The organism is Gelidibacter gilvus (genome assembly GCF_004115975.1).
Taxonomy (GTDB): domain Bacteria; phylum Bacteroidota; class Bacteroidia; order Flavobacteriales; family Flavobacteriaceae; genus Gelidibacter; species Gelidibacter gilvus.
Genome location: NZ_SDDZ01000001.1, coordinates 791,701 through 812,562 on the forward strand (window position 1 = coordinate 791,701; position 20,862 = coordinate 812,562).

Genomic DNA, 20,862 nt, shown 5'->3' on the forward strand with positions numbered 1-20,862 from the left:
GTCGGACCCCTTTATAATCCTAAACCATAATTTGGCATATCCAGCCCTTCGACTGCGCTCAGGGTGACAGTCCGATGTCAGTGTGAGCGTCAATGTCAGGGTGAGCGCAGTCGAACCCCTTTGTAATCTTAAACCATAATTTGGCCTATCCAGCCCTTCGACTGCGCTCAGGGTGACAACTATTTAAAATTTTAGAGCTTATAAGCCACTTTAAACATTATAATTCTCGGCATTATAAACGTTTTACTGTCACTGATCAAAAAACTGTTGAATGAATTCTGTTGCTTAAACCGCATATCAAATAAATTTGTAGCGTTGATTTCAAAGCCCCACGGACTATCCTCCAATTGATAAAATAAGGACGCATTGGCTGTGTCAAAGGTGTTTTTGGTGTTGTTACTTTTGTTGTGATAGCTATCAAAGGCATAATCTGCCTTAAAGATGAAGTCCCTTAAAAAATCATATTGTAGAATGGCAAAAAAATTATCGTTTTCAAAATTGCTTATCACATTTGAAGATCGGTAAGCATTGAAATCTTTTTTGTAGCCAATGTCTATATTTGGCAATTTTTTAAAGAAAGTCTCCGCGCTGACTGTTGAGGAAACGGATTTTGAAATATTCAGATCCGTGTCGTCGTTCAAAATTTGGTAAAAGTCATTATAGTTGAAGTTGCTTCGTAATTTGTAACGAATCTTGTTGATTTTTTTTGAAATGGCGCCGTTAACGCTCCAACTATGTTCTGGCAAATCAAAGAAAACAGGCGTGCTGTATTGTTCAATGCCTTGTAATTGGGTAACATTCTTAAAGTGTTCCACCTTTTTATTGAAATTTGTATTGAGGTTAAGGTTCAGGTTTCTAAATAGACTGAACTTGTGATAGTTCAAACTCACCGTATGGTATAATTGATTTTCCAAAGTGGCATTGCCTTTATAAACGCTATTGAAATTGTTCAAAACGAAATTGTTGGCCAATTGTTCAATACCCGGGAAACGTGCATTGAAGCTGTATTTGAAATTGATTTTTTCGCTGTTATTGAATTCAATTTTGGTGGTAAATTGGGGTAATATCAGAGCTTTGGTGTGATTGCTTTTTTCATCAAACTGTTGGGTCTGCCAACTGTAAAAATGGGTGTATAGCATCGGTTTGAACGTAGCAATCCCGAACTGGAATTTGTATTCCAAGCCCACAAAGGTGTTCAAGAAATCATATCCAAAATCATTGCCAAAACCTGCCGTATTAAAGTTGTTGATGGTGCCATTGCTCAGCTGTTGTACATCCTGATTGTAAAAATCGGTAAAAGCGGCATTGACGCCCACACTTGTATAAATATGATTAAAATTGTTGAGTACCCAATAGTCTTTTACAATGGCATTGACGCTGTGTGCGCTACTGCGTTTGGTCTGTAAAATATCATAAAGTTCATCCTCTTCCAAAGGAATCAAACCTTGTAGGATTTGTTGGTTGGTCAACCATTCCGTTAGCGGTTTATCATTTTGAAAGGTATAGGTAGCTTCTAACGTGCCCGTATGGTTTTTGGATAGTTTCCGGCTATAGGTAATGTTCTGTTTAAGGTTTAGGGCATTGATATCAGTATTGCTGGCAATGCTATTGTTTTGAATGGGGTTGATGGTATTGATCAATCCCTTGCTGTCATTATTGGTGACTTTAATAAAACTATTGTAGGCAAAATCTTCCTCAAAACTTGGCTTATAATTCAAGGTGAGTTTACCAATGGTGAAAAAGTTATTGAAGTTGTTGGTCGTGGTACGGTTTTCAAAATAGGGGTCTTCGTTGTTCAAATACTCATTTGTAATATGGCTCTCGGTATCGGTCTTACTATTTGAACTGATAATGTAACCACTAACATCCGTGACGTTGTTGATGGCCTGTCTAATATTTAAAGCCCCAAATTGATTGGTATTTGCGGTATAATCTTGATTGTTGAGGTAGCGTGCAAAATCACTATTGAAAAGATCAAAATAGCTGCTGGCATCACTTAAGAGTTTACCAAAACCACCTTCAAACTCCAAATAATCCCTAAAACTAAAACTTTTAATGCCTTGATTGTTGAGATCTCCAATAAAATTGACATTGGTTTTAGGGCTATAATAAAATAAGTTTGGGTTGATCAAATAACGGTCTTTGATACCCGCACCGGCTTCAATGTCTCCAAAGGTAAATTTCTTTTTGTCTTCCTTTAGTTTAATGTTCATGGCCATGTCTTCATTGTCCTGTAAGCCTTTGAGCATGGCAACCTCATTATAATTGTCAAGTATTTCTACTTTATCAACCGCGTCTGCAGGAATATTATTGACCGCCAATTTGCTATCGCCTGTAAAAAAGGTTTTGTTCTCCACCAGCACCTTGGTCACTTTTTTGCCCTGTACGGTAACGTTGCCCGCTCTATCAACTTCCACTCCTGGTAATTTTTTAAGCGCATCACGTAGTTTTCGCTCTTCACCGGTAACAAATTTGCTTACATCATAGGTGATCGTATCTTTTTTGACCACAATGGGAGGCGTGTAGTTAATGGTGACTTCATCCAATTGGTCTGGATTTTCTTTAAGGACGAAATTCTGTATGAGATTGTCTTCTGTGGTGGTCAAAACCTTGGTATGAGGTGTAAAACCAAGAAAGCTTACGGTAAGGTTGTAGGTTTGGTTTTTGGAGAGGCTAAGTTGGTAGCTGCCATTGTATTCGGTAATGGCGAAACGCACCTCCTCATTATCATTTTCAGGAATGGCTAAAATGTTTGCGTATGCCAATGGATTTTGAAGGGTGTCTGTGACTTTGCCAGAGACTTTGACTTGTTGGGCATAAGAAGAAAATCCTGCTAAAAGTAGCAGGATTGTGTTTTTTATATGAAATAATTTCACAAAACTTCAATTTTTAGATTTGTTCTCAAAACCATACTCGTCAATTTTTTGTGAAATGTAGGCTTCAAATTCTTCAGATGTTATTTTGATTCCTTGAGTCGGTTTATTGATTTGCACTTGGTTTTCAAAGGTTATCTCTGTTGCATAATAATTAATATCACCATAGTTTAATTCTAAAATTAATCCTGGAAGTCCACTGTAACCTCTTGGGCCAAAAGGCAGCGGGATTTCCGTGGTAAACCATGCCGTAATTTTAATGTCATTGACGTAGATTTTATTTTTCTCAAGGATCATCTCTGCTTTTAAACACTTGTAGTTTGCTATTAATTTTGTTTCAGAAGTCAGTTTCCAATCTGTTCGTATCGCATCCTCAATTAAAAAGATCTCACCAAGCATTGTTCTTTGAATGGTAACTTTTTGATTTTTTAAATTTGTGTAGTAAATTTCCTCACCGCCTAATAACTTGGCAGATTTCAGAAAGAAATCACTTTTGTCAGTATCATTAACCAAAGCACTCTCTATTTTAAAAAGAGACTTTTCTTTATTGAATTCAAGATGATATTTTAACTCATCCAATCTGGAAATGGTTCTATTATAAAAGTCAATATTACTGTCTTTAACACCCTGATCGCTCTTCTTTTTAGAAGCATTGATTTTATAAAAAACAGATCCGGAGTTTTCTTGATTTTGAGAAAACCCAATGAATGTTAAAAACAGTAATAGAAAAGTTAGTTTAATTTTCATTTATTATTTTAATAAGGTCCAGACTCGCTTTCCATGCAGTCTTCATAGACCCAGGCACCCAATTCTAAAGCTCGCGCCCTGTCGTTCCACGTGAATACTGCTGCTTCATAGATACCCATTGCCATTTCAAAACAGTCTCCAGGTGAATCTTCAATTTGATTATTCATCATAGAAGCGTTTGCATTAAAGGAGCTAGTAAAAAATAGAACTGCGACTAATAAACTTAATACTTTTTTCATAATTTCTAAATTTTTAAAACCTACATTTTTTTAATAGGTTTGGTTATTAATTTGTTTTTCCTACAAAGTCTTAAAAATTACAAAGTCGTGTTTTACAAAGTCAAAATCTACAAAGTCTTAAAAAAATAAACCAGCTGGTTTTGGATCAATCCAGTTTGTTTCAAATGGCCAAGAAGTGACTTTGTAATTACTCCAAAAACCATCATCAACGTGTCAAACATAAAAAAAAAAAACGATAAATACAAGTTTTATTTGCATTTATTTTAGTGTTTCATATTGATAATAAATTGGTTAGGTTTTTTAGCCTTGCGAAGTATCATCAGTGCTGAGAACTACGGGAAAACCGTAATCGGAATTATTTTTAGATTGTTTTAGAAAAAACTTTCTGCAAGCATAGAATTTAGATTATTTCAAATTCTTTTTTCTATATTTGTGACATGACCACACAATCCTGGACCGGTTTACTTCTTTATCTTCAATTCCTTATGAAAAGGAATCCAGAATAAGCACGCCTTGTTTTATTCCTGCGTTTGCATTGAGCCTGTCGAAATGAAGGCAGGAAACCTTTTAGGTTCAGCGCAAGCTAATCTCACCAATTTTTATTCCTGCGAAAGCAGGAATCTCATCAATTTCGTATCTTTATAATCAACATTCTATTATTGTAGAAAATTTACTGCCTGTTTCAAAGGCGGGAAGTTGAAATCGAAGTTGAAGTTGAAATTGAAAAATAATTTTGAACTCATAACTCAGCTTGCCCGTCCGCAGCATTTGCGAAGGCGGGAACTCATAACTCAAAACTCAAGAAAAAATGCCATTTTATCATAAACTCGGGAAAATTCCCCCAAAAAGACATACTCAATTCCGGAAGCCGGATGGGACTTTGTATGCGGAACAGTTGTTTGGAACGATCGGTTTTGATGGGATGTACACCAACTCCTATCACGAACAGCGCCCAACACAGGTAAAAGCCATTCAAAAGCAATATAATGTGGCGCCCAAAATTGCCAAAGCCAATCATGTCCAATCGTACCGTTTGCGAGGCTTTGAGGTAAAACCACAAAATGACTATCTGGAAAGCCGAAAAACAGTGCTTACCAATTCCGATTGCAGTATTATTTTAGCAGCACCCAAACAGTCCACCAAAGACTATTTCTATAAAAACACCGATGCGGACGAATTGATTTTCGTTCATAAAGGCACTGGTAAATTAAGAACGCATCTCGGGAATCTCGATTTTAAATATGGCGATTATCTGTTAGTGCCAAGAGGCATCATCTATAAAATGGATTTTGATACGGAAGACAACCGCTTGTTTATCGTAGAATCCCGCCGACCAATTTATATGCCTAAACGTTACAGAAACTGGTTTGGACAATTGCTCGAGCATTCGCCCTATTGCGAACGTGATATCCGACGCCCGGAAGAATTGGAAACCTATAATGAAACAGGAGACTTTTTGATCAAGGTTAAAAAACAGGATGATATCTTTGAAATGGTCTATGCCTCGCATCCTTTTGATGTGGTGGGATATGACGGATACAATTATCCTTACGCCTTTTCAATCCACGATTTTGAACCAATCACCGGACGCATCCATCAACCGCCCCCAGTCCATCAAACTTTTGAAACGGATGCTTTTGTGGTGTGCAGTTTTGTACCGCGGTTGTATGATTACCATCCGTTGAGCATTCCTGCACCTTATAATCATAGTAATATTGATAGTGATGAGGTCCTCTATTATGTGGATGGTGATTTTATGAGCCGAAATGACGTTGATGAAGGCCATATTTCATTACACCCTGCGGGCATTCCGCACGGACCGCATCCAGGATCAGTAGAACGCAGCATCGGAAAAACAAAAACCGATGAATTGGCCGTGATGGTCGATACCTTCAAGCCTTTAAAAATCACGGAAGAAGCGTTAAAAATAGCGGATGAGGATTATTTTAAATCGTGGCTTTAATCCCACCCAACCCTCCCGAAGGGAGGGCTTAGAAGCCGTTAAATCATGAAGGTGACTTTAGAAATGTAAAATTAATTTAAGTATAACCAAATATTCGAACTTTTGCCCACGTTTGAGTTTCTCCCATTCGGGGAGATTAAGAGGGGCTTTTTATTATGAAATCAGTAGAATACGGACTAGAGAAAATTTTTGAAGGCGCAGAAGACTTTTTGCCTCTTCTTGGAACAGACTACGTAGAGTTTTACGTAGGGAATGCGAAACAGGCGGCGCATTTTTATAAAACGGCTTTCGGATTTCAATCCTATGCTTATAAAGGATTGGAGACGGGATCAAGGGACAAGGTAAGTTATGTGCTCAAACAGGATAAAATCCGATTGGTATTGACCACGCCTTTAAATAGTAAATCGCCAATCAATGATCATATTGTCAAGCATGGCGACGGCGTAAAAGTTGTTGCCCTTTGGGTGGATGATGCTCGAAGTGCTTATGAAGAAACTACCAAGCGCGGTGCCAAATCTTATATGGAACCTAAAGTTGAAAAAGATGAACATGGCGAAGTGGTCACTGCCGGAATTTACACTTATGGTGAAACCGTCCATATGTTTGTGGAGCGTAAAAACTATAAAGGTACGTTTATGCCAGGGTTTAGAGAATGGAAGTCTGATTACAATCCAGAATCTGTGGGTCTTAAATTCATAGATCATATGGTCGGTAATGTGGGTTGGGGTGAAATGGATACTTGGGTCAAATGGTATGAAGACGTCATGGGCTTTGTTAACTTTTTATCTTTTGATGATAAACAGATCCATACCGAATATTCAGCCTTGATGAGTAAGGTGATGAGCAATGGCAACGGCCGCATCAAATTCCCGATCAACGAACCTGCGGAAGGTAAAAAACGTTCGCAAATTGAAGAATATCTCGATTTTTATGAAAGTCCGGGAGTGCAGCATATCGCCGTTGCCACCGATGATATCATAACCACGGTTTCCCAATTGAAATCACGAGGTGTTGAGTTTTTGTCCACACCACCAGAGGAATATTATAATGCGGTTCCTGGACGTTTGGAAACGTATAGCCATGAATTGCGTGAAGATATCGAAAAACTAAAAAGTTTGGGCATTATGATTGATGCCGATGAAGAGGGGTATCTCTTACAAATTTTCACCAAACCGGTGGAGGATAGACCAACCTTGTTCTTTGAAATCATCCAGCGTATGGGTGCCAAAGGATTTGGAGCGGGTAATTTTAAGGCGCTCTTTGAATCCATTGAAAGAGAGCAGGAATTACGAGGCACTTTATAAGCCAAACGCTAACAAATATTTAACGTTTAAAACTCCGCATTAATTTGACGGAGTTTTATTGTTTTAATACTTTTGGAACACTAATTGTAATTCTTGAGGATATATACGAAATCTTAGTGAAGATTTTATTTACAATTATTTAAAATATGAAAAAACTAAAATTAGTTATAGCGTTATTCTTCGTAATCCTCAGCGTCACTGCTCAAGAAAAACATGCTTTTCAAGAAGGAGAATGGTTCAAGTTTAAAATGAGTTACAGTGGTTTCCTAAAAGCAGGAAATGCTACATTGGAAGTAAAGGAATCTCGGTTGAACGGAAGAGATGTTTTTCATGTGGTGGGCAAAGGGTGGACCACAGGAGCAATCAGATGGTTTTTCAAGGTAAAGGACCGGTATGAAAGCTATTTTGACAAAAAAACAGGGATGCCTTATAAGTTTATCAGGAATATTGATGAAGGCGGGCATACCAAGGATATTGAAATTGAATTTGACCACGCGTCTTCAAAGGCACATGTCAATAATAAAAAAACAAAAACAAAACAATCATACGCTATTGAAGAGAACGTTCAAGACATGGTGTCGGCGTTTTACTATTTGAGAAACAATTATAAAACAGAGACGATTAAGGAAGGTGATGTGGTGAGTCTAAATATGTTTTTTGATGAAGAGAATTATAATTTCAAGCTCAAGTTTCTAGGAAGGGAAGAGCTGAAAACCGCATTTGGTACCATAAATACCCTTAAGTTTAGGCCCTATGTTATGGCGGGCCGGGTATTTAAGGAGCAGGAAAGCTTGACCTTATGGGTCAGTGCTGACGACAATAAAATTCCGTTGCGAATTCAAGCCGACTTGGCTGTGGGTTCCTTGAGAGCAGATTTAGAGGCCTTTAAAGGCTTAAAACATTCATTTAAAGTACAGTTTTAAAACGCATGTCCAATTCAGAAAATTTAGACCCTATCCTAAAGGAACTTCAGCAGAAATATGCTGCCATCGACCAGGATACCCAAACCCATTTAAAAGGCTTGCTTTACAGTAAGCCTATGACCTATTGGGATTATATCCAAACCGATGCGCTGTTGAATTTACAAATACAGCGGACCACTCTTCCTGATGAAATGGTGTTTATTGGTTACCATCAAATCAACGAATTGCTTTTTAAAATGATTCTTTGGGAAATAGAGCAGGTTTCAGAGAGCACGGCACTGACCACTGAGTTTTTTGCATCCAAATTGATGCGGGTCAGTAGGTATTTTGATATGCTGACCACGTCATTCAATATCATGAGAGAAGGTATGGATGTGGATCAATACATGAAATTCAGAAACACCTTAACGCCTGCCAGCGGATTTCAAAGTGCACAGTACCGATTGATTGAATTTGCTTCAACTGAGTTGATTAATCTCATTGATTATCGTTTCCGTAAGGATATTGATAGAAATACGCCTTATACGCATGCCTTTGAGCACTTGTATTGGCAAGCAGCTGGTAAGGATTATCACACTGGTAAGAAATCCACCACATTGGTCAATTTTGAAAACCGTTATAAAGACGAGTTTTTAAGATTTATGGAAGGTCATAACACAAAAAATCTCTGGACCAGATTTAAAGAACTGCCAAAAGCCGACCAAGAGAATGAGGATTTGGTGAAAGCCATGCGGCATTATGATCATACCGTAAATATAACTTGGGTGTTTGCACACTATTACGCGGCCAAACACTATATAGAAAGTGGATCTGGAGGTGGTGAAGGTACCGGAGGAAGTGATTGGAAAAAATACATGCATCCAAAATACCAAAGGCGCATATTTTTTCCTCAACTTTGGACAGAAAAGGAATTGGAAAATTGGGGAACGGAATTATAAAAATGAAGGAGTTAATGTATCAAAAAAGTATAGTAGTAGCAGTTTTATTAGGATTGGTGATGTGGTCGTGCAAAGAAGATGTAGATAATAATCCAGAACCTTTTCAAACGTATATAGCACCTGTTGAATTAAGAGAATTTGGGTTTAATCTCAATGACTATATCGTAAAACGGGACACCATTAGATCGGGAGATAGTTTTGGAACCATCTTACAAAGGAATAATTTAGGCTATCCAAAAATTTACCAAATTGCCGAAAGTGCCAAGGATTCCTACGACATCAGAAAACTCCAAATAGGAAGGCCTTATACCTTGCTAATGTCAAAAGACAGTTTGCAAACCCCACAATGTTTTATTTATCAGGAGAATAATATAGATTACGTAGTGATCCATTTTGCGGATTCGATCGTGACCTATAAAGAGAAAAAACCAGTTACGATTGTGACGAAAGAGGCCTCTGGTGAAATCAATAATAGTCTGTCCGTAACCATGGATTCTCAAGGCTTACCACAATCGTTGATTGGAGAAATGGCAGATATTTATGCCTGGACCATTAACTTCTGGAAACTTCAAAAAGGCGATAAATTCAAGATTGTTTACAGACAACGTTATATTGAAGATTCAATTTATGCAGGATTGGAAGGTATAGATGCTGCCTATTTTCAACATAAAGGTGAAGATTTTTACGCCTTTAAATTTGAAACGGATTCTGTTACAAAAAGTGCGGATTTCTTTGATGAAAAAGCCAAGAGTTTAAAGCGTGCCTTCTTAAAGGCCCCCGTTCAGTTTAGCCGCATTTCATCACGCTACAACCTCAATCGACGGATTGCCTATTATGGCTATGCTTTACGGCCACATAAAGGTACCGACTTTGCTGCACCAATTGGGACGCCTATTTTGGCCACGGCCAACGGGACGGTCACGGAATCCACTCAAAAAGGTGGCAATGGGAAATACGTGAAGATCAAACATAGTGACACTTACAGCACCCAATATTTACATATGCGCAATCAAGCGGTCAAAAAAGGACAATATGTAAAGCAAGGCGATGTGATTGGCTATGTGGGCATGACCGGAAATACCGGTGGACCACATGTCTGTTATCGTTTTTGGAAAAATGGCCAACAGGTAGATCCCTTTAAGGAAAAACTACCAACTGCTGAGTCGATTCCAAATCATCTGGTTGTTAAGTACCAAGATTTCATTATTCCTTTAAGAGAGCGTTTGGACAAAATCCCTTACGAATATCAGAATGAATCAACGATAGAACAAGGTTACTCCATTACTAAAAACTAATTCATGGCATTACCAAAAATCAACCCAACACATACTGAAGCCTGGACAAAGCTCCAAGAACATTATAAAAGTATAAAGGATGTGCACATGACCCACTGGTTTTCTGAAAATGAAAATCGTGCGAAGGAAATGACCATCAAATGGGAAGATTTTTATCTGGATTATTCTAAAAACAGGATGGATGCCAGGACTATGGAATTGCTATTGGAACTTGCGGAAGAAACACAGTTAAAGTCTGCGATTGAAAAACAGTTTCTAGGTGATGTCATCAATGAAACAGAAGGCAGAGAAGTTTTGCATATCGCTTTGCGAAGTCCAAAATCTGCTAACATAAAAGTAGAAGGTGAGGATATCATGCCTGAGATCCATGAGGTAAAAACAAAAATTAAAGACTTTACAGCCGATATTGTTGAAGGAAATAGAAAAGGCTATACCAATAAAGCATTCACAGATGTTGTGAACATTGGTATTGGTGGTTCTGATTTAGGACCTGCCATGGTGGTAGATGTGCTTCAATATTACAAGAATCACCTGACCACCCATTTTGTGAGCAATGTGGATGGTGATCATGTGAACGAGGTTTTGAAAAAGCTCCATCCGGAAACCACGCTTTTTGTCATTGTTTCCAAAACATTTACGACACAAGAAACTTTATCCAATGCCAATACCATCAAAGAATGGTTTTTGAAATCGGCTTCTAAAGACGATGTCGCCAAACATTTTGTGGCGGTATCCACAAACATTGAAAATGTCAAAAGTTTTGGAATAGATGAAAACAATATTTTTCCGATGTGGAATTGGGTTGGCGGGCGCTTTTCATTGTGGAGTGCTGTTGGGATATCCATAAGTTTAGCCACGGGTTATGACAATTTTGATAAGTTATTATCTGGGGCGCATGCCATGGATGAACATTTCAAATCAGAAAGCTTTGATAAGAATCTTCCAGTCGTACTGGCCTTAATCGGTATTTGGTACACCAACTTCTTTGAATCTGAAAGCGAAGCTGTCATTGGCTATTCACAATATTTAAATCAATTTGCTACGTATTTGCAACAGGCCAATATGGAAAGCAACGGCAAAAGCGTCGATAGAAATGGCAACAAGGTCGCCTATCAAACTGGGAATGTCGTTTGGGGAGAACCTGGATCCAATTCGCAACATGCATTTTTTCAATTGATCCATCAGGGCACAAAGCTCATTCCTGCCGATTTTATCGGATTTGCGAAATCACTTCACGGCAATAAAGACCATCAAGATAAATTGATGTCAAACTTTATAGCTCAAACTGAGGCACTTTTAAATGGAAAGTCGAAAGAAGAGGTGATAAGTGAGTTTAAAAGTCAAAACACTTCTGAAGAAACTATACAGCAATTGACACCTTTTAAAGTGTTTGAGGGCAACAAACCGACCAATACCTTATTGATTGATAAATTGACCCCTGAAAGCTTAGGCAAACTAATAGCCCTTTATGAGCACAAGATCTTCGTGCAAGGCGTCATTTGGAATGTTTTTAGCTATGATCAATTTGGGGTTGAGCTTGGAAAACAGCTGGCTACTAAAATATTAAAGGAATTTGATGCTTCAGCTCAAATTGCGGATCATGATAGTTCTACCCTCAATTTATTAGAGTATTATAAGAGTTTTAGTTAAAGTTTGTTTAAAACTTTTGTAAAACTTATTTTATTATGCACGCATTACATCCTGTAAAGCTCATAACTTCGTCTTGTTAAAAATTTCTTAACGTTTTAGTCATATTAAATCATAATAATGGCTTAATTTTGCGCAAAATTTAAAATCTAATTTTAAACATTAAAAATGAAAAAACTTACTCAATTCTTAATGATGGCTGTAGCTTTACTAACTACTGCAGTCATGACGGCTCAAGTAACTTCTTCCAGCATGAGTGGTCGGGTTACGGATGCTGAAGGTCCGGTTATGGGTGCAACAGTTATTGCTACCCACGTACCTTCAGGAACGACTTACGGATCGATTACCAATGATGACGGTCGATACAATTTACCTGGGATGCGTGTTGGCGGACCATACACAGTAGAAGTGTCTTATATTGGATATGGGACAAACACAACGAGTGATATTGTAATCAGTCTTGGTGCTGGTTATCTTCACGATGTGATTTTAAGTGAAGAAACGGTTTCCTTAAGTCAGGTGGTCATTTCTGCTAAAAGAACAAGGTTTTCAACAGAGAAAACTGGGGCAGTTACCAACATCTCAAATGAGCAGTTGACTGCTATGCCAACCATTAACAGAAGTATTACTGACATTGCTAAACTTTCTCCTTATTCAAATGGAATGAGTATTGCTGGAGGTGACGGTCGTTCAAGTAACTTTACGGTAGATGGTGCAAACTTTAACAATAACTTTGGATTGAGCTCTAGCTTACCAGCTGGTGGAAGTCCAATATCATTAGATGCTATTGAAGAGGTTCAAGTTGTAGTTGCTCCTTTTGATGTGCGTCAATCAAACTTTATTGGTGGTGGTATCAATGCGATTACTAAATCGGGAACCAACAGATTTAAAGGATCTGCTTACACTTATTTTAACAACCAAGATATGCGAGGTAACCGTATTGGTGATGTTCAATTTGGGGATCGTGACGATCAGTCAAAAACGATTTATGGTTTGACTTTAGGCGGTCCGATCATCAAGAATAAATTATTCTTTTTCGTGAATGCTGAGCAAGAAAAACGTCCAGGACAGGTTGTATCTTATAGACCTTCGGAAGATGGTGTTTCCAATCTTGATTTGTCCCTTTCACGTACCAGTATCGCTGATATGGAACGCGTAAAACAGCATTTAATCTCTAACTATGGTTATGATCCAGGATCATACACTAATTATCCTTCAGATGAAAGCAATAAGAAAATTCTTGTTCGTTTAGACTGGAATATCAATGCTACCAACAAATTGAGTGTACGTTATAACTACGCTAAAAATCAAGGATGGAATGGTACCAATGGCAACTCAGCGGATGCTGGTTACCGTTTTAATGGATTTAACCGTATTTCAGAATATGCAATGGCATTCTCTAATTCTACGTATTCTATGGATAATATTGTGAATTCAATATCCTTAGATTTAAATAGTAGAATTTCAGATAAACTTTCTAATCAGTTGCTTGTGACCTCTTCTAAAATAAAAGATGCACGTGGTACTGGTTCTTCTCCATTTCCATTCATTGATATTATGAACGGCAAAACTGCAGATGGGAATCAAATTCTTGAGCCTTATATGTCTGCTGGTTATGAACTGTTCACATGGAACAATGCTGTTAACAACAATACCTTTACAATTACTGATAATTTAACCTATTATTTAGATAATCATAAAATTACAGGAGGATTAAGTTTTGAGCACCAATTGGCAAACAACTCCTATATGAGAAATGGTACAGGTTATTATCGTTATGCCAGTATTGAGGATTTCCTTAGTCAAGCTGCACCAACAGATTTTGCTATAACCTATGGTTACGATGGTGAAAGAAATCCAACTGCTGAGGTTGCTTTTAACCAGGTTGGAGTTTACCTTCAGGATGATTGGGATAGTGAATCCAAATTTCAAATTATCTTACGGAATTCGTGCTGATTATTTAAAGTATGAAAACAATCTTATTAGAAACAACGCCATCTATGAGTTAGATTTTGGAGGTAGAAAAATTGATACTGGGAAATGGCCAGATGCCAATGTTCAAGTGTCTCCAAGAGTTGGTTTCACCTGGGATATCAAAGGTGATCAAACTATGAAACTTCGTGGTGGAACAGGTATTTTCTCAGGAAGATTGCCATTGGTGTTCTTCACGAATATGCCAACCAACTCTGGAATGGTACAAGGAAGTTATGCTGCGACAACGACGTATAATTCTGATGGATCAATAAAATCACAAAGTCCTGCTTTAGCTGGTTTGCAAGGACCTATGATTACTGATGTGGCTGAAATGATTGATAGATTGAACTTGCCAAGTACGATTAGACCTGAAGATGGTCTATTGCCACGTGATGTGAATGGTGTAGATCCTGATTTCAAAATGCCACAAGTATGGAAATCATCTTTGGCTCTTGATTATGATGTTCCAGTGTCTTTCCCATTGTCAGTTACAGTGGAAGGTATATACACAAAAAACATGAATGGTGTTATGCTTAAAAATTATAACTTGAAACAACCTGATGGATCATGGGATCGTTTTTCAGGTTCTGATGACAGATATATTTATCCAGCTAGTACTGATCTTACTTATACTTCTAGAAACGCTTATGTGTTGTCAAATACAAGTAAAGGTTGGGGAGCAATAGGTAATATTACCGTTAATGCAGAACCAGTTGAAGATTTGAGATTGATGCTTGCATATACCTATACCGAATCAAAAGAGATTTCTGGTATGCCAGGTAGTAATGCTTCATCAGCCTATACCAATTTAGTTGGAGTTAACGGAGCACACTTGCCAGAACTTCAACGTTCACAGTATGTTGTACCAAGTAAATTGATTGGATCTGCAGGATATAAATTGCCTTGGTCTAATGACTTCGCAAAATCTGCAACGTTGATCAATGTATTCTATTCAGGTTTTTCTCCTAATGGATACAGCTATACGTATTCAAATGACATGAACGGCGATGGTGCTTCTACGGATTTGATTTATATCCCAAGTGGTAGAGGCGATATCAAATTTGTCAGTACTGCTGATGAAGATGCCTTCTTCAACTTTATGGAACAAGATAAATATTTGAAAAACAATAAAGGTAAATACGCTGAAGCAAATGCGGTTCGTAGCCCATGGGTTCATAATTTTGACTTGAGATTGGTACGTGAGTATTATATCAATATCGGCGAAACAAGAAATACTTTGCAGTTTAGCTTGGATTTCCTGAACATTGGTAATATGATAAATTCTGAATGGGGTGTTTCTCAAAGAAATGCGGTCTCAAACAACAGTAGAATTTTAAAATATGAAGGAAAAGATGCTAGCAACGTGCCATCGTACTCTTTTGTAAAAGTGAAAGGTGAATATCCAGTGGATACATTCGACTATAACTACTACTACGGTGAAACTTGGAAGCTTCAAGTAGGTGTTAGATATTCTTTCTAATTAAACAGTAAAAGAAATAGCAGCCTTAACCCGTTGCTAGAGTACACAAAAGCGTCCATCAAAATGATGGGCGCTTTTTTTATGGATATTTTTGAAAAATTGAAAGGAGTTACGTAGGTATTCAAGGCTCCTCTAACTTGCCGTATGAAATGGGATTAGACCATCTTTAAGCCATGCTAATAGCTGGTTTGAGTTCAATTAAAGGATATTGCTAGTTTAAAAAAATTAAAGCGATTGCGGCTTGTTTTAGGGTTGTGCTGTGATTCATTTCAATAGATGGTTTCTCTTAGCAGTTGAGATATGGTTCGCTTTCATTTTAAGACAGTATGGCTCGCTATAAATTGATTGCGCATATTCGACAGTAGCGGCTTACAAAAGGGTGCTTAAAAGAGCGATAAGCCGTTGTTGGTGTTTTCCACCAACAACTCACCCCCAAAAAGAGCGATATAGGTATTTGTGTGTTGTTAGGTTGGTCTTGAGCCGTTGTTGGTGTATTCCACCAACAATTCAGACTACGCCATTGTTGGTGTTTTTCACCAACAATCTAACTTTGATAACAGCGAACTTTCGTCATGGATGCCGTTAGTAGAATACTAGGGTGTCCAACAAAAAAAGCCACTACATCTCTAAGAAAAGAATAGTGGCTTTTATAGTATAAGATTAGCTTGCGCTGAACCTAAAAGGTTTCCTGTCTTCATTTCGACAGGCTCAATGTAAACGCAGGAATAATTTTATCCTAAAGATACACGTTTAAAGTCTGTTACTTTAACATCGCCATAAGAAGCGACATATTTTGCAACATTCAATTTTTCATCTTTAATGAACGTTTGGTCCAATAGACATTTCTCTTGATCCAAAGTGGTGTTGTCAGAAATGAAACGCTCCATTTTACCTGGAAGAATTCTATCCCAGATTTGTTCTGGTTTGCCTTCAGCTTTCAATTCAGCTTTTGCATCTTCTTCAGCTTTTGCCAATACTTCTGGTGTCAATTGCGCCATAGAAATGTAGCTAGGGACGTTTTTAGGAGTTTTGTTCATACGAGCGCGCTCTTCGTTATCTTTTTCAATGACTGCAATTCTAGCCTCAGTTTCTGCTGCAATGAATTCAGGATCAAAATCTTTGTAAGATAATGTTGTAGCACCCATAGAAGCTATTTGCATGGCAACATCCTTCGCTAATTCGTCAGCTTTATCAACTTTAGAAGAGAAACCAACAAGAGCAGCAATTTTGTTAATGTGAACGTAAGAACCAACATACGGCGCTTCCAATTTTTCAAAAGCATTCAAGTCGATTTTTTCACCAATCACACCCGTTTGCTCAATCAATTTGTCGGCAACAGTCATCCCGCCAAAGTCAGCAGCAAGTACTTCCTCTTTAGAATTACAGTTGATAGCAATATCTGCAATATCGTTCGCCAATGCCACAAAAGATTCGTTTTTACCAACAAAATCTGTCTCACAACCAACAACAATGGCTACGCCAACGGTATGGTCTTCATTTATTTTAGCAACGGCAGCACCTTCAGTAGAATCTCTATCCGCTCTTTTTTCAGCAACTTTCTGACCTTGTTTACGCAATACATCAATTGCTTTATCAAAATCTCCTTCAGCTTCAACTAAAGCTTTTTTACAATCCATCATTCCGGCACCTGTAGTTTGTCTAAGTCTATTAACTTCTGCAGCTGTTATTTTTGTCATAATTTCTAGTGTATTTTATTAAAAAAGTCGTTCAATTAATTTTCAGAAAAGAAAAGAAACAAACGACTTTAAGATGTTATATAAATATGTTTATTCTTCTTCGTCAGCGGCTACCTTCTTAGTAACTGCCTTCTTTTCTGTTTTCTCTACTTTCTCTGTTTTTACAGCTTTTTCAGCTTTTTCCTCACTACCATCTTTGTCGGTTTTGTCTGACTTACGTTCAGATAAACCATCAGCAATAGCAGATGTGATAAGCGTTAAAACTTTATCAATAGATTTTGAAGCATCATCATTTGAAGGAATAACGTAATCTACTTGGCGTGGATCAGAATTCGTGTCCACCATTGCAAAGATTGGAATGTTTAATTTCTGAGCTTCTCTAATAGCAATGCTTTCACGTTTAATATCCACTACAAATAAAGCACCTGGCAAACGGGTCATGTCTGAAATAGAACCTAAGTTTTTCTCCAACTTAGCTCTTAAACGATCAACTTGTAAACGTTCTTTTTTAGACAATGTCAAGAATGTACCATCTTTTTTCATTCTATCAATCATGGCCATTTTCTTAACGGCTTTTCTGATAGTTACAAAGTTGGTCAACATTCCACCTGGCCATCTTTCAGTGATGTAAGGCATAGTTACAGCACCTGCTTTTTCAGCAACGATGTCTTTAGCTTGTTTTTTTGTAGCTACAAATAAAATCTTCTTTCCAGAAGCTGCAATTTTATGAAGCGCCTCAGACGATTCTTTAATTTTTGCTGCTGTTTTGTAAAGATTGATGATATGGATGCCATTACGCTCCATGTAAATGTAAGGAGCCATGTTTGGATCCCATTTTCTTGTCAAGTGACCAAAGTGTACACCTGCTTCAAGTAATTCTTTTACTTCTATACTTTCCATTTTGTAATAGTTTACGTTCTGTTGAATTAGCAATGATAAAGTGGTTTCCATTGTGGCGGAGCGCCTTTACCATTTAGATGCTAAACTAAATCTTCACGCGGTAACGTGATAGACAACATTAACTGGGTTATTTTTTTGTGTTGGAAGTATTCCAACACGGGTTTAAAGGTTTCAATACACCAATTGATTGGGCTGATCTTCATGAGATCCCCAATCAAGTTGGGGATGTTAACGTTTAGAGAATTGGAATTTCTTACGTGCTTTCTTCTGACCGAATTTCTTACGTTCAACCATTCTTGGGTCTCTTGTTAACAATCCTTCTGGTTTCAGGATCAATCTGTTTTCTGCATCAATCTCACACATAACGCGAGACAATGCCAAACGGATCGCTTCTGCTTGACCAGTAATACCACCTCCATATACATTTACTGTAATATCAAAGTTGCCTTCATTGTTAGTCATGACCAAAGGTTGGTTTACTTTGTACTGTAATGCAGCACTTGGAAAGTAGACCGGCATGTCTTTTTTATTAATTGTGATGTTCCCTTTTCCTGGGGCAACATACGCGCGAGCAACAGCCGTCTTTCTACGGCCAATTTTGTGAATTACTTCCATTAATTGAATTCGTTTAAGTTAATTGTTTTTGGTTTTTGAGCAGCATGAGTGTGCTCAGCACCAACAACAACGTTTAGGTTACGGAATAATTCTGCACCTAATTTGTTTTTAGGGAGCATCCCTTTTACTGATCTTTCTACTACTCTAGCCGGATCTTTTCCGAATAGTTCCATAGCAGTTAAAACTCTTTGACCACCTGGATACCCTGTGTGACGAATGTAAGTTTTATCGTTCCACTTGTTTCCTGTTAAGTTGATTTTTTCAGAGTTGATAACAATTACGTTATCGCCGCAATCAACATGTGGTGTGAAGTTAGGTTTGTGTTTGCCTCTTAAAAGTTTTGCAACTTTAGAAGCCAAACGACCTAGTGTTTGCCCTTCAGCGTCAACCAAAACCCACTGCTTATCCACAGTAGCCTTGTTAGCTGAAATCGTTTTGTAGCTTAATGTATTCACACTAATTAATTTTTATAGATCACACCAATGGTGTGATGAGTTAAACATTCCTCTCTTAAAAAGAGTTTGCAAATTTACGATAATCTATGTGATTACCAAATAGTATGATACGAAATTTGTTGATAAAATTTGGCGGCTTTGGGTTTGCCTTATTCGGGGGATAGTTTTTTAGCTATTTTAATATGAACGAAGGGATTTAAATGTGCCTAATACTTTATAAATGATTGGGTTACTTAAGATATGAATGAGAAGAATTAAATGCAGCGTTTTATGGCGTCATCTCCACAGAAAAATTGTTTTTTTATCTGACTTATTAACAACTAAATCCCGTCAAAAAGTGATTTTTTCAGCCTAAAACTTATAAGATGACCGCCATTCGAATTGGTCGAAGACCTTTCTGCTCATTTTTTTTAAAATTTAAATAGAGGCCTAATAAACCTGAATAGGTACAATTAGCTTCTTCATACAAAAGACTTCATAAAAAAAATCCTCAAGCCTCTTCTTTGTAATGGATCAACCCAAAATTCCGATTAGGAAATGCTTACCTGCTCTAAGGTCTTCATCTTTCGGTTGCCCCAATAGAGTATCATTACAGAAACGCTAGCACAAAAAAACATAATCCCTGTCATGGGAAGCGGCGTTTCGTTACTAAGCGTAGAGACCAGCGCAGTAATTATGGCACCGATTCCTAACTGTAGTGCGCCCATAAGCGCAGAAGCCGTTCCTGCACTCTTTTCAAAGGGCGCTAGCGACAAGGCTGAAGTGTTTGGAAACGCAAAACCTTGGGTGCTCAAGAATAGAAACACCAAAACGATCATGGAATACATTTCAATAAGGTGAAATATAGTGCCTAAAAATAACAGTGCCCCTGCCACGACTTGGCATAACAGGGTGACTTTTACAATTTGTTGGCTTGTGTATTTTTTTAGCATATACGTATTTACCTGGCTGGCGGTCACCAAACCCATGGCAATAATCCCAAAAATCCATCCGTATTGTTTTTCAGAAACACCGTAAAGTTCCATAAATACGTGAGGCGAACCAGCGATATAGGCATATAGGCCACTGGCGGCAAAAGATCCCGTTAACGTGTACGTATAAAATTGAGGTGTTTTAAATACGTTCCAAAACTTGGTAATGATTGATTTCGGTTTTAAAGACATCGTTGTGTCAGGTGGTGCTCCCAAAGGAAGCCAGAAGTAAACGAGAAGAATATTTAGTGTCACGAGCACCGCCAAAATTATAAAAATGGAATGCCAGCCCCATTGGGCTGTAGCGAAACCACCCAGAGTAGGGGCAATAATTGGCGAAACAGCAATCACCAACATCAGCAGACTGAATATTTTTGCGGTTTCAGATACCGGAAAGAGGTCGCGGACCAAAGCTCGGGCAGCCACCATCCCGGCACATCCCCCCAATGCTTGTATAAATCGGGCGAGAATCAGCGAATCTACTGAAGTCACATAGACAATATAAACAGATGCAAATAAATAGATAAACAGCCCAACCAAGAGTGGGGTCCGTCTCCCAAACCTATCCAGCAAGGGCCCATAGATCATTTGTCCAAGGCTCACACCAACAAAATAACTGGATAGAGAAAGCGCCACGCGTCCCGTAGTAGAGTTTAGGTCGCGCGCTATCTCTGGGAATCCTGGTAAGTAGAGGTCAATCGAAAATGGTCCAAGGGCAGAGAGCAGTCCTAAAATGAGAATGATAAGATTTCGTTTTTTCTTTTGCATTTTGGTTATAACAGTTTGCAAAATTACAAAAGACGGATTTGTTATTGGACTGTATTACTATATGATTAAGCTT

The 20,862-nt window shown here is 38.0% G+C and carries 16 protein-coding genes; 8 read left to right on the forward strand and 8 right to left on the reverse strand.

Annotation, left to right across the window (positions count from 1 at the left end; genetic code table 11):
- Positions 1–191 precede the first annotated feature (191 nt).
- Genes ESZ48_RS03380 through ESZ48_RS03390 form a run of 3 tightly spaced genes read right to left on the reverse strand, consistent with a single transcriptional unit; the run spans position 192 to position 3,859 of the window.
- Positions 192–2,876 carry a carboxypeptidase-like regulatory domain-containing protein gene (locus ESZ48_RS03380; RefSeq protein ID WP_223266342.1) on the reverse strand — a complete coding sequence of 895 codons (2,685 nt, stop codon included), beginning with the start codon at positions 2,874–2,876 and terminating at the stop codon, positions 192–194.
- Positions 2,877–2,882: 6 nt separating this feature from the next.
- Positions 2,883–3,620 (reverse strand): GLPGLI family protein, encoded by a 738-nt coding sequence (locus ESZ48_RS03385; protein ID WP_129015883.1) that lies wholly within the window; start codon positions 3,618–3,620, stop codon positions 2,883–2,885.
- An 8-nt stretch (positions 3,621–3,628) separates the two neighbouring features.
- On the reverse strand, positions 3,629–3,859 hold the full coding sequence (locus ESZ48_RS03390) for a hypothetical protein (protein ID WP_129015884.1): 231 nt from the start codon (positions 3,857–3,859) through the stop codon (positions 3,629–3,631).
- Between the two features lie 808 nt (positions 3,860–4,667).
- Between ESZ48_RS03390 and ESZ48_RS03395 the strand changes: the two genes are divergently transcribed.
- The 8 genes from ESZ48_RS03395 to ESZ48_RS19485 all read left to right on the forward strand — a co-directional run bounded on the left by ESZ48_RS03395 (position 4,668) and on the right by ESZ48_RS19485 (position 15,383).
- Entirely contained in the window at positions 4,668–5,822 is a 1,155-nt protein-coding gene (locus tag ESZ48_RS03395; RefSeq protein WP_129015885.1) for a homogentisate 1,2-dioxygenase, read from the forward strand.
- Positions 5,823–5,977: 155 nt separating this feature from the next.
- On the forward strand, positions 5,978–7,126 hold the full coding sequence (hppD, locus tag ESZ48_RS03400) for a 4-hydroxyphenylpyruvate dioxygenase (RefSeq protein WP_129015886.1): 1,149 nt from the start codon (positions 5,978–5,980) through the stop codon (positions 7,124–7,126).
- A gap of 146 nt (positions 7,127–7,272) precedes the next feature.
- Positions 7,273–8,049, forward strand: coding sequence for a DUF3108 domain-containing protein (locus ESZ48_RS03405; RefSeq protein WP_129015887.1), 777 nt, complete (start codon positions 7,273–7,275; stop codon positions 8,047–8,049).
- A gap of 5 nt (positions 8,050–8,054) precedes the next feature.
- Entirely contained in the window at positions 8,055–8,987 is a 933-nt protein-coding gene (locus ESZ48_RS03410; RefSeq protein ID WP_129015888.1) for a tryptophan 2,3-dioxygenase family protein, read from the forward strand.
- A 14-nt stretch (positions 8,988–9,001) separates the two neighbouring features.
- A complete protein-coding gene (locus ESZ48_RS03415; protein WP_129015889.1) occupies positions 9,002–10,282 on the forward strand; it encodes a peptidoglycan DD-metalloendopeptidase family protein in 1,281 nt (426 codons plus the stop codon).
- A gap of 3 nt (positions 10,283–10,285) precedes the next feature.
- Positions 10,286–11,932 (forward strand): glucose-6-phosphate isomerase, encoded by a 1,647-nt coding sequence (gene pgi / locus ESZ48_RS03420; RefSeq protein ID WP_129015890.1) that lies wholly within the window; start codon positions 10,286–10,288, stop codon positions 11,930–11,932.
- Positions 11,933–12,097: 165 nt separating this feature from the next.
- Positions 12,098–13,885, forward strand: coding sequence for a TonB-dependent receptor (locus tag ESZ48_RS19480; protein WP_223266343.1), 1,788 nt, complete (start codon positions 12,098–12,100; stop codon positions 13,883–13,885).
- Positions 13,833–15,383 (forward strand): hypothetical protein, encoded by a 1,551-nt coding sequence (locus tag ESZ48_RS19485; protein ID WP_223266344.1) that lies wholly within the window; start codon positions 13,833–13,835, stop codon positions 15,381–15,383. Before ESZ48_RS19480 ends, ESZ48_RS19485 begins: the two co-directional genes overlap by 53 nt.
- Before the next feature lie 731 nt (positions 15,384–16,114).
- Here the strand turns inward: ESZ48_RS19485 and tsf are convergent.
- From tsf to ESZ48_RS03450, 5 genes are all read right to left on the reverse strand, one after another.
- Complete coding sequence (gene tsf / locus ESZ48_RS03430) at positions 16,115–17,080, reverse strand: translation elongation factor Ts (protein ID WP_129015891.1); 966 nt, start codon at positions 17,078–17,080, stop codon at positions 16,115–16,117.
- A 90-nt stretch (positions 17,081–17,170) separates the two neighbouring features.
- Positions 17,171–17,980, reverse strand: coding sequence for a 30S ribosomal protein S2 (rpsB, locus tag ESZ48_RS03435; RefSeq protein ID WP_129015892.1), 810 nt, complete (start codon positions 17,978–17,980; stop codon positions 17,171–17,173).
- A gap of 228 nt (positions 17,981–18,208) precedes the next feature.
- Positions 18,209–18,595, reverse strand: coding sequence for a 30S ribosomal protein S9 (gene rpsI / locus ESZ48_RS03440; protein ID WP_129015893.1), 387 nt, complete (start codon positions 18,593–18,595; stop codon positions 18,209–18,211).
- Positions 18,595–19,050 carry a 50S ribosomal protein L13 gene (gene rplM, locus ESZ48_RS03445; RefSeq protein ID WP_129015894.1) on the reverse strand — a complete coding sequence of 152 codons (456 nt, stop codon included), beginning with the start codon at positions 19,048–19,050 and terminating at the stop codon, positions 18,595–18,597. Before rplM ends, rpsI begins: the two co-directional genes overlap by 1 nt.
- Before the next feature lie 530 nt (positions 19,051–19,580).
- Positions 19,581–20,789: a Bcr/CflA family multidrug efflux MFS transporter gene (locus ESZ48_RS03450; RefSeq protein WP_129015895.1), complete on the reverse strand. Its 1,209-nt coding sequence runs from the start codon at positions 20,787–20,789 to the stop codon at positions 19,581–19,583.
- Positions 20,790–20,862 lie beyond the last annotated feature (73 nt).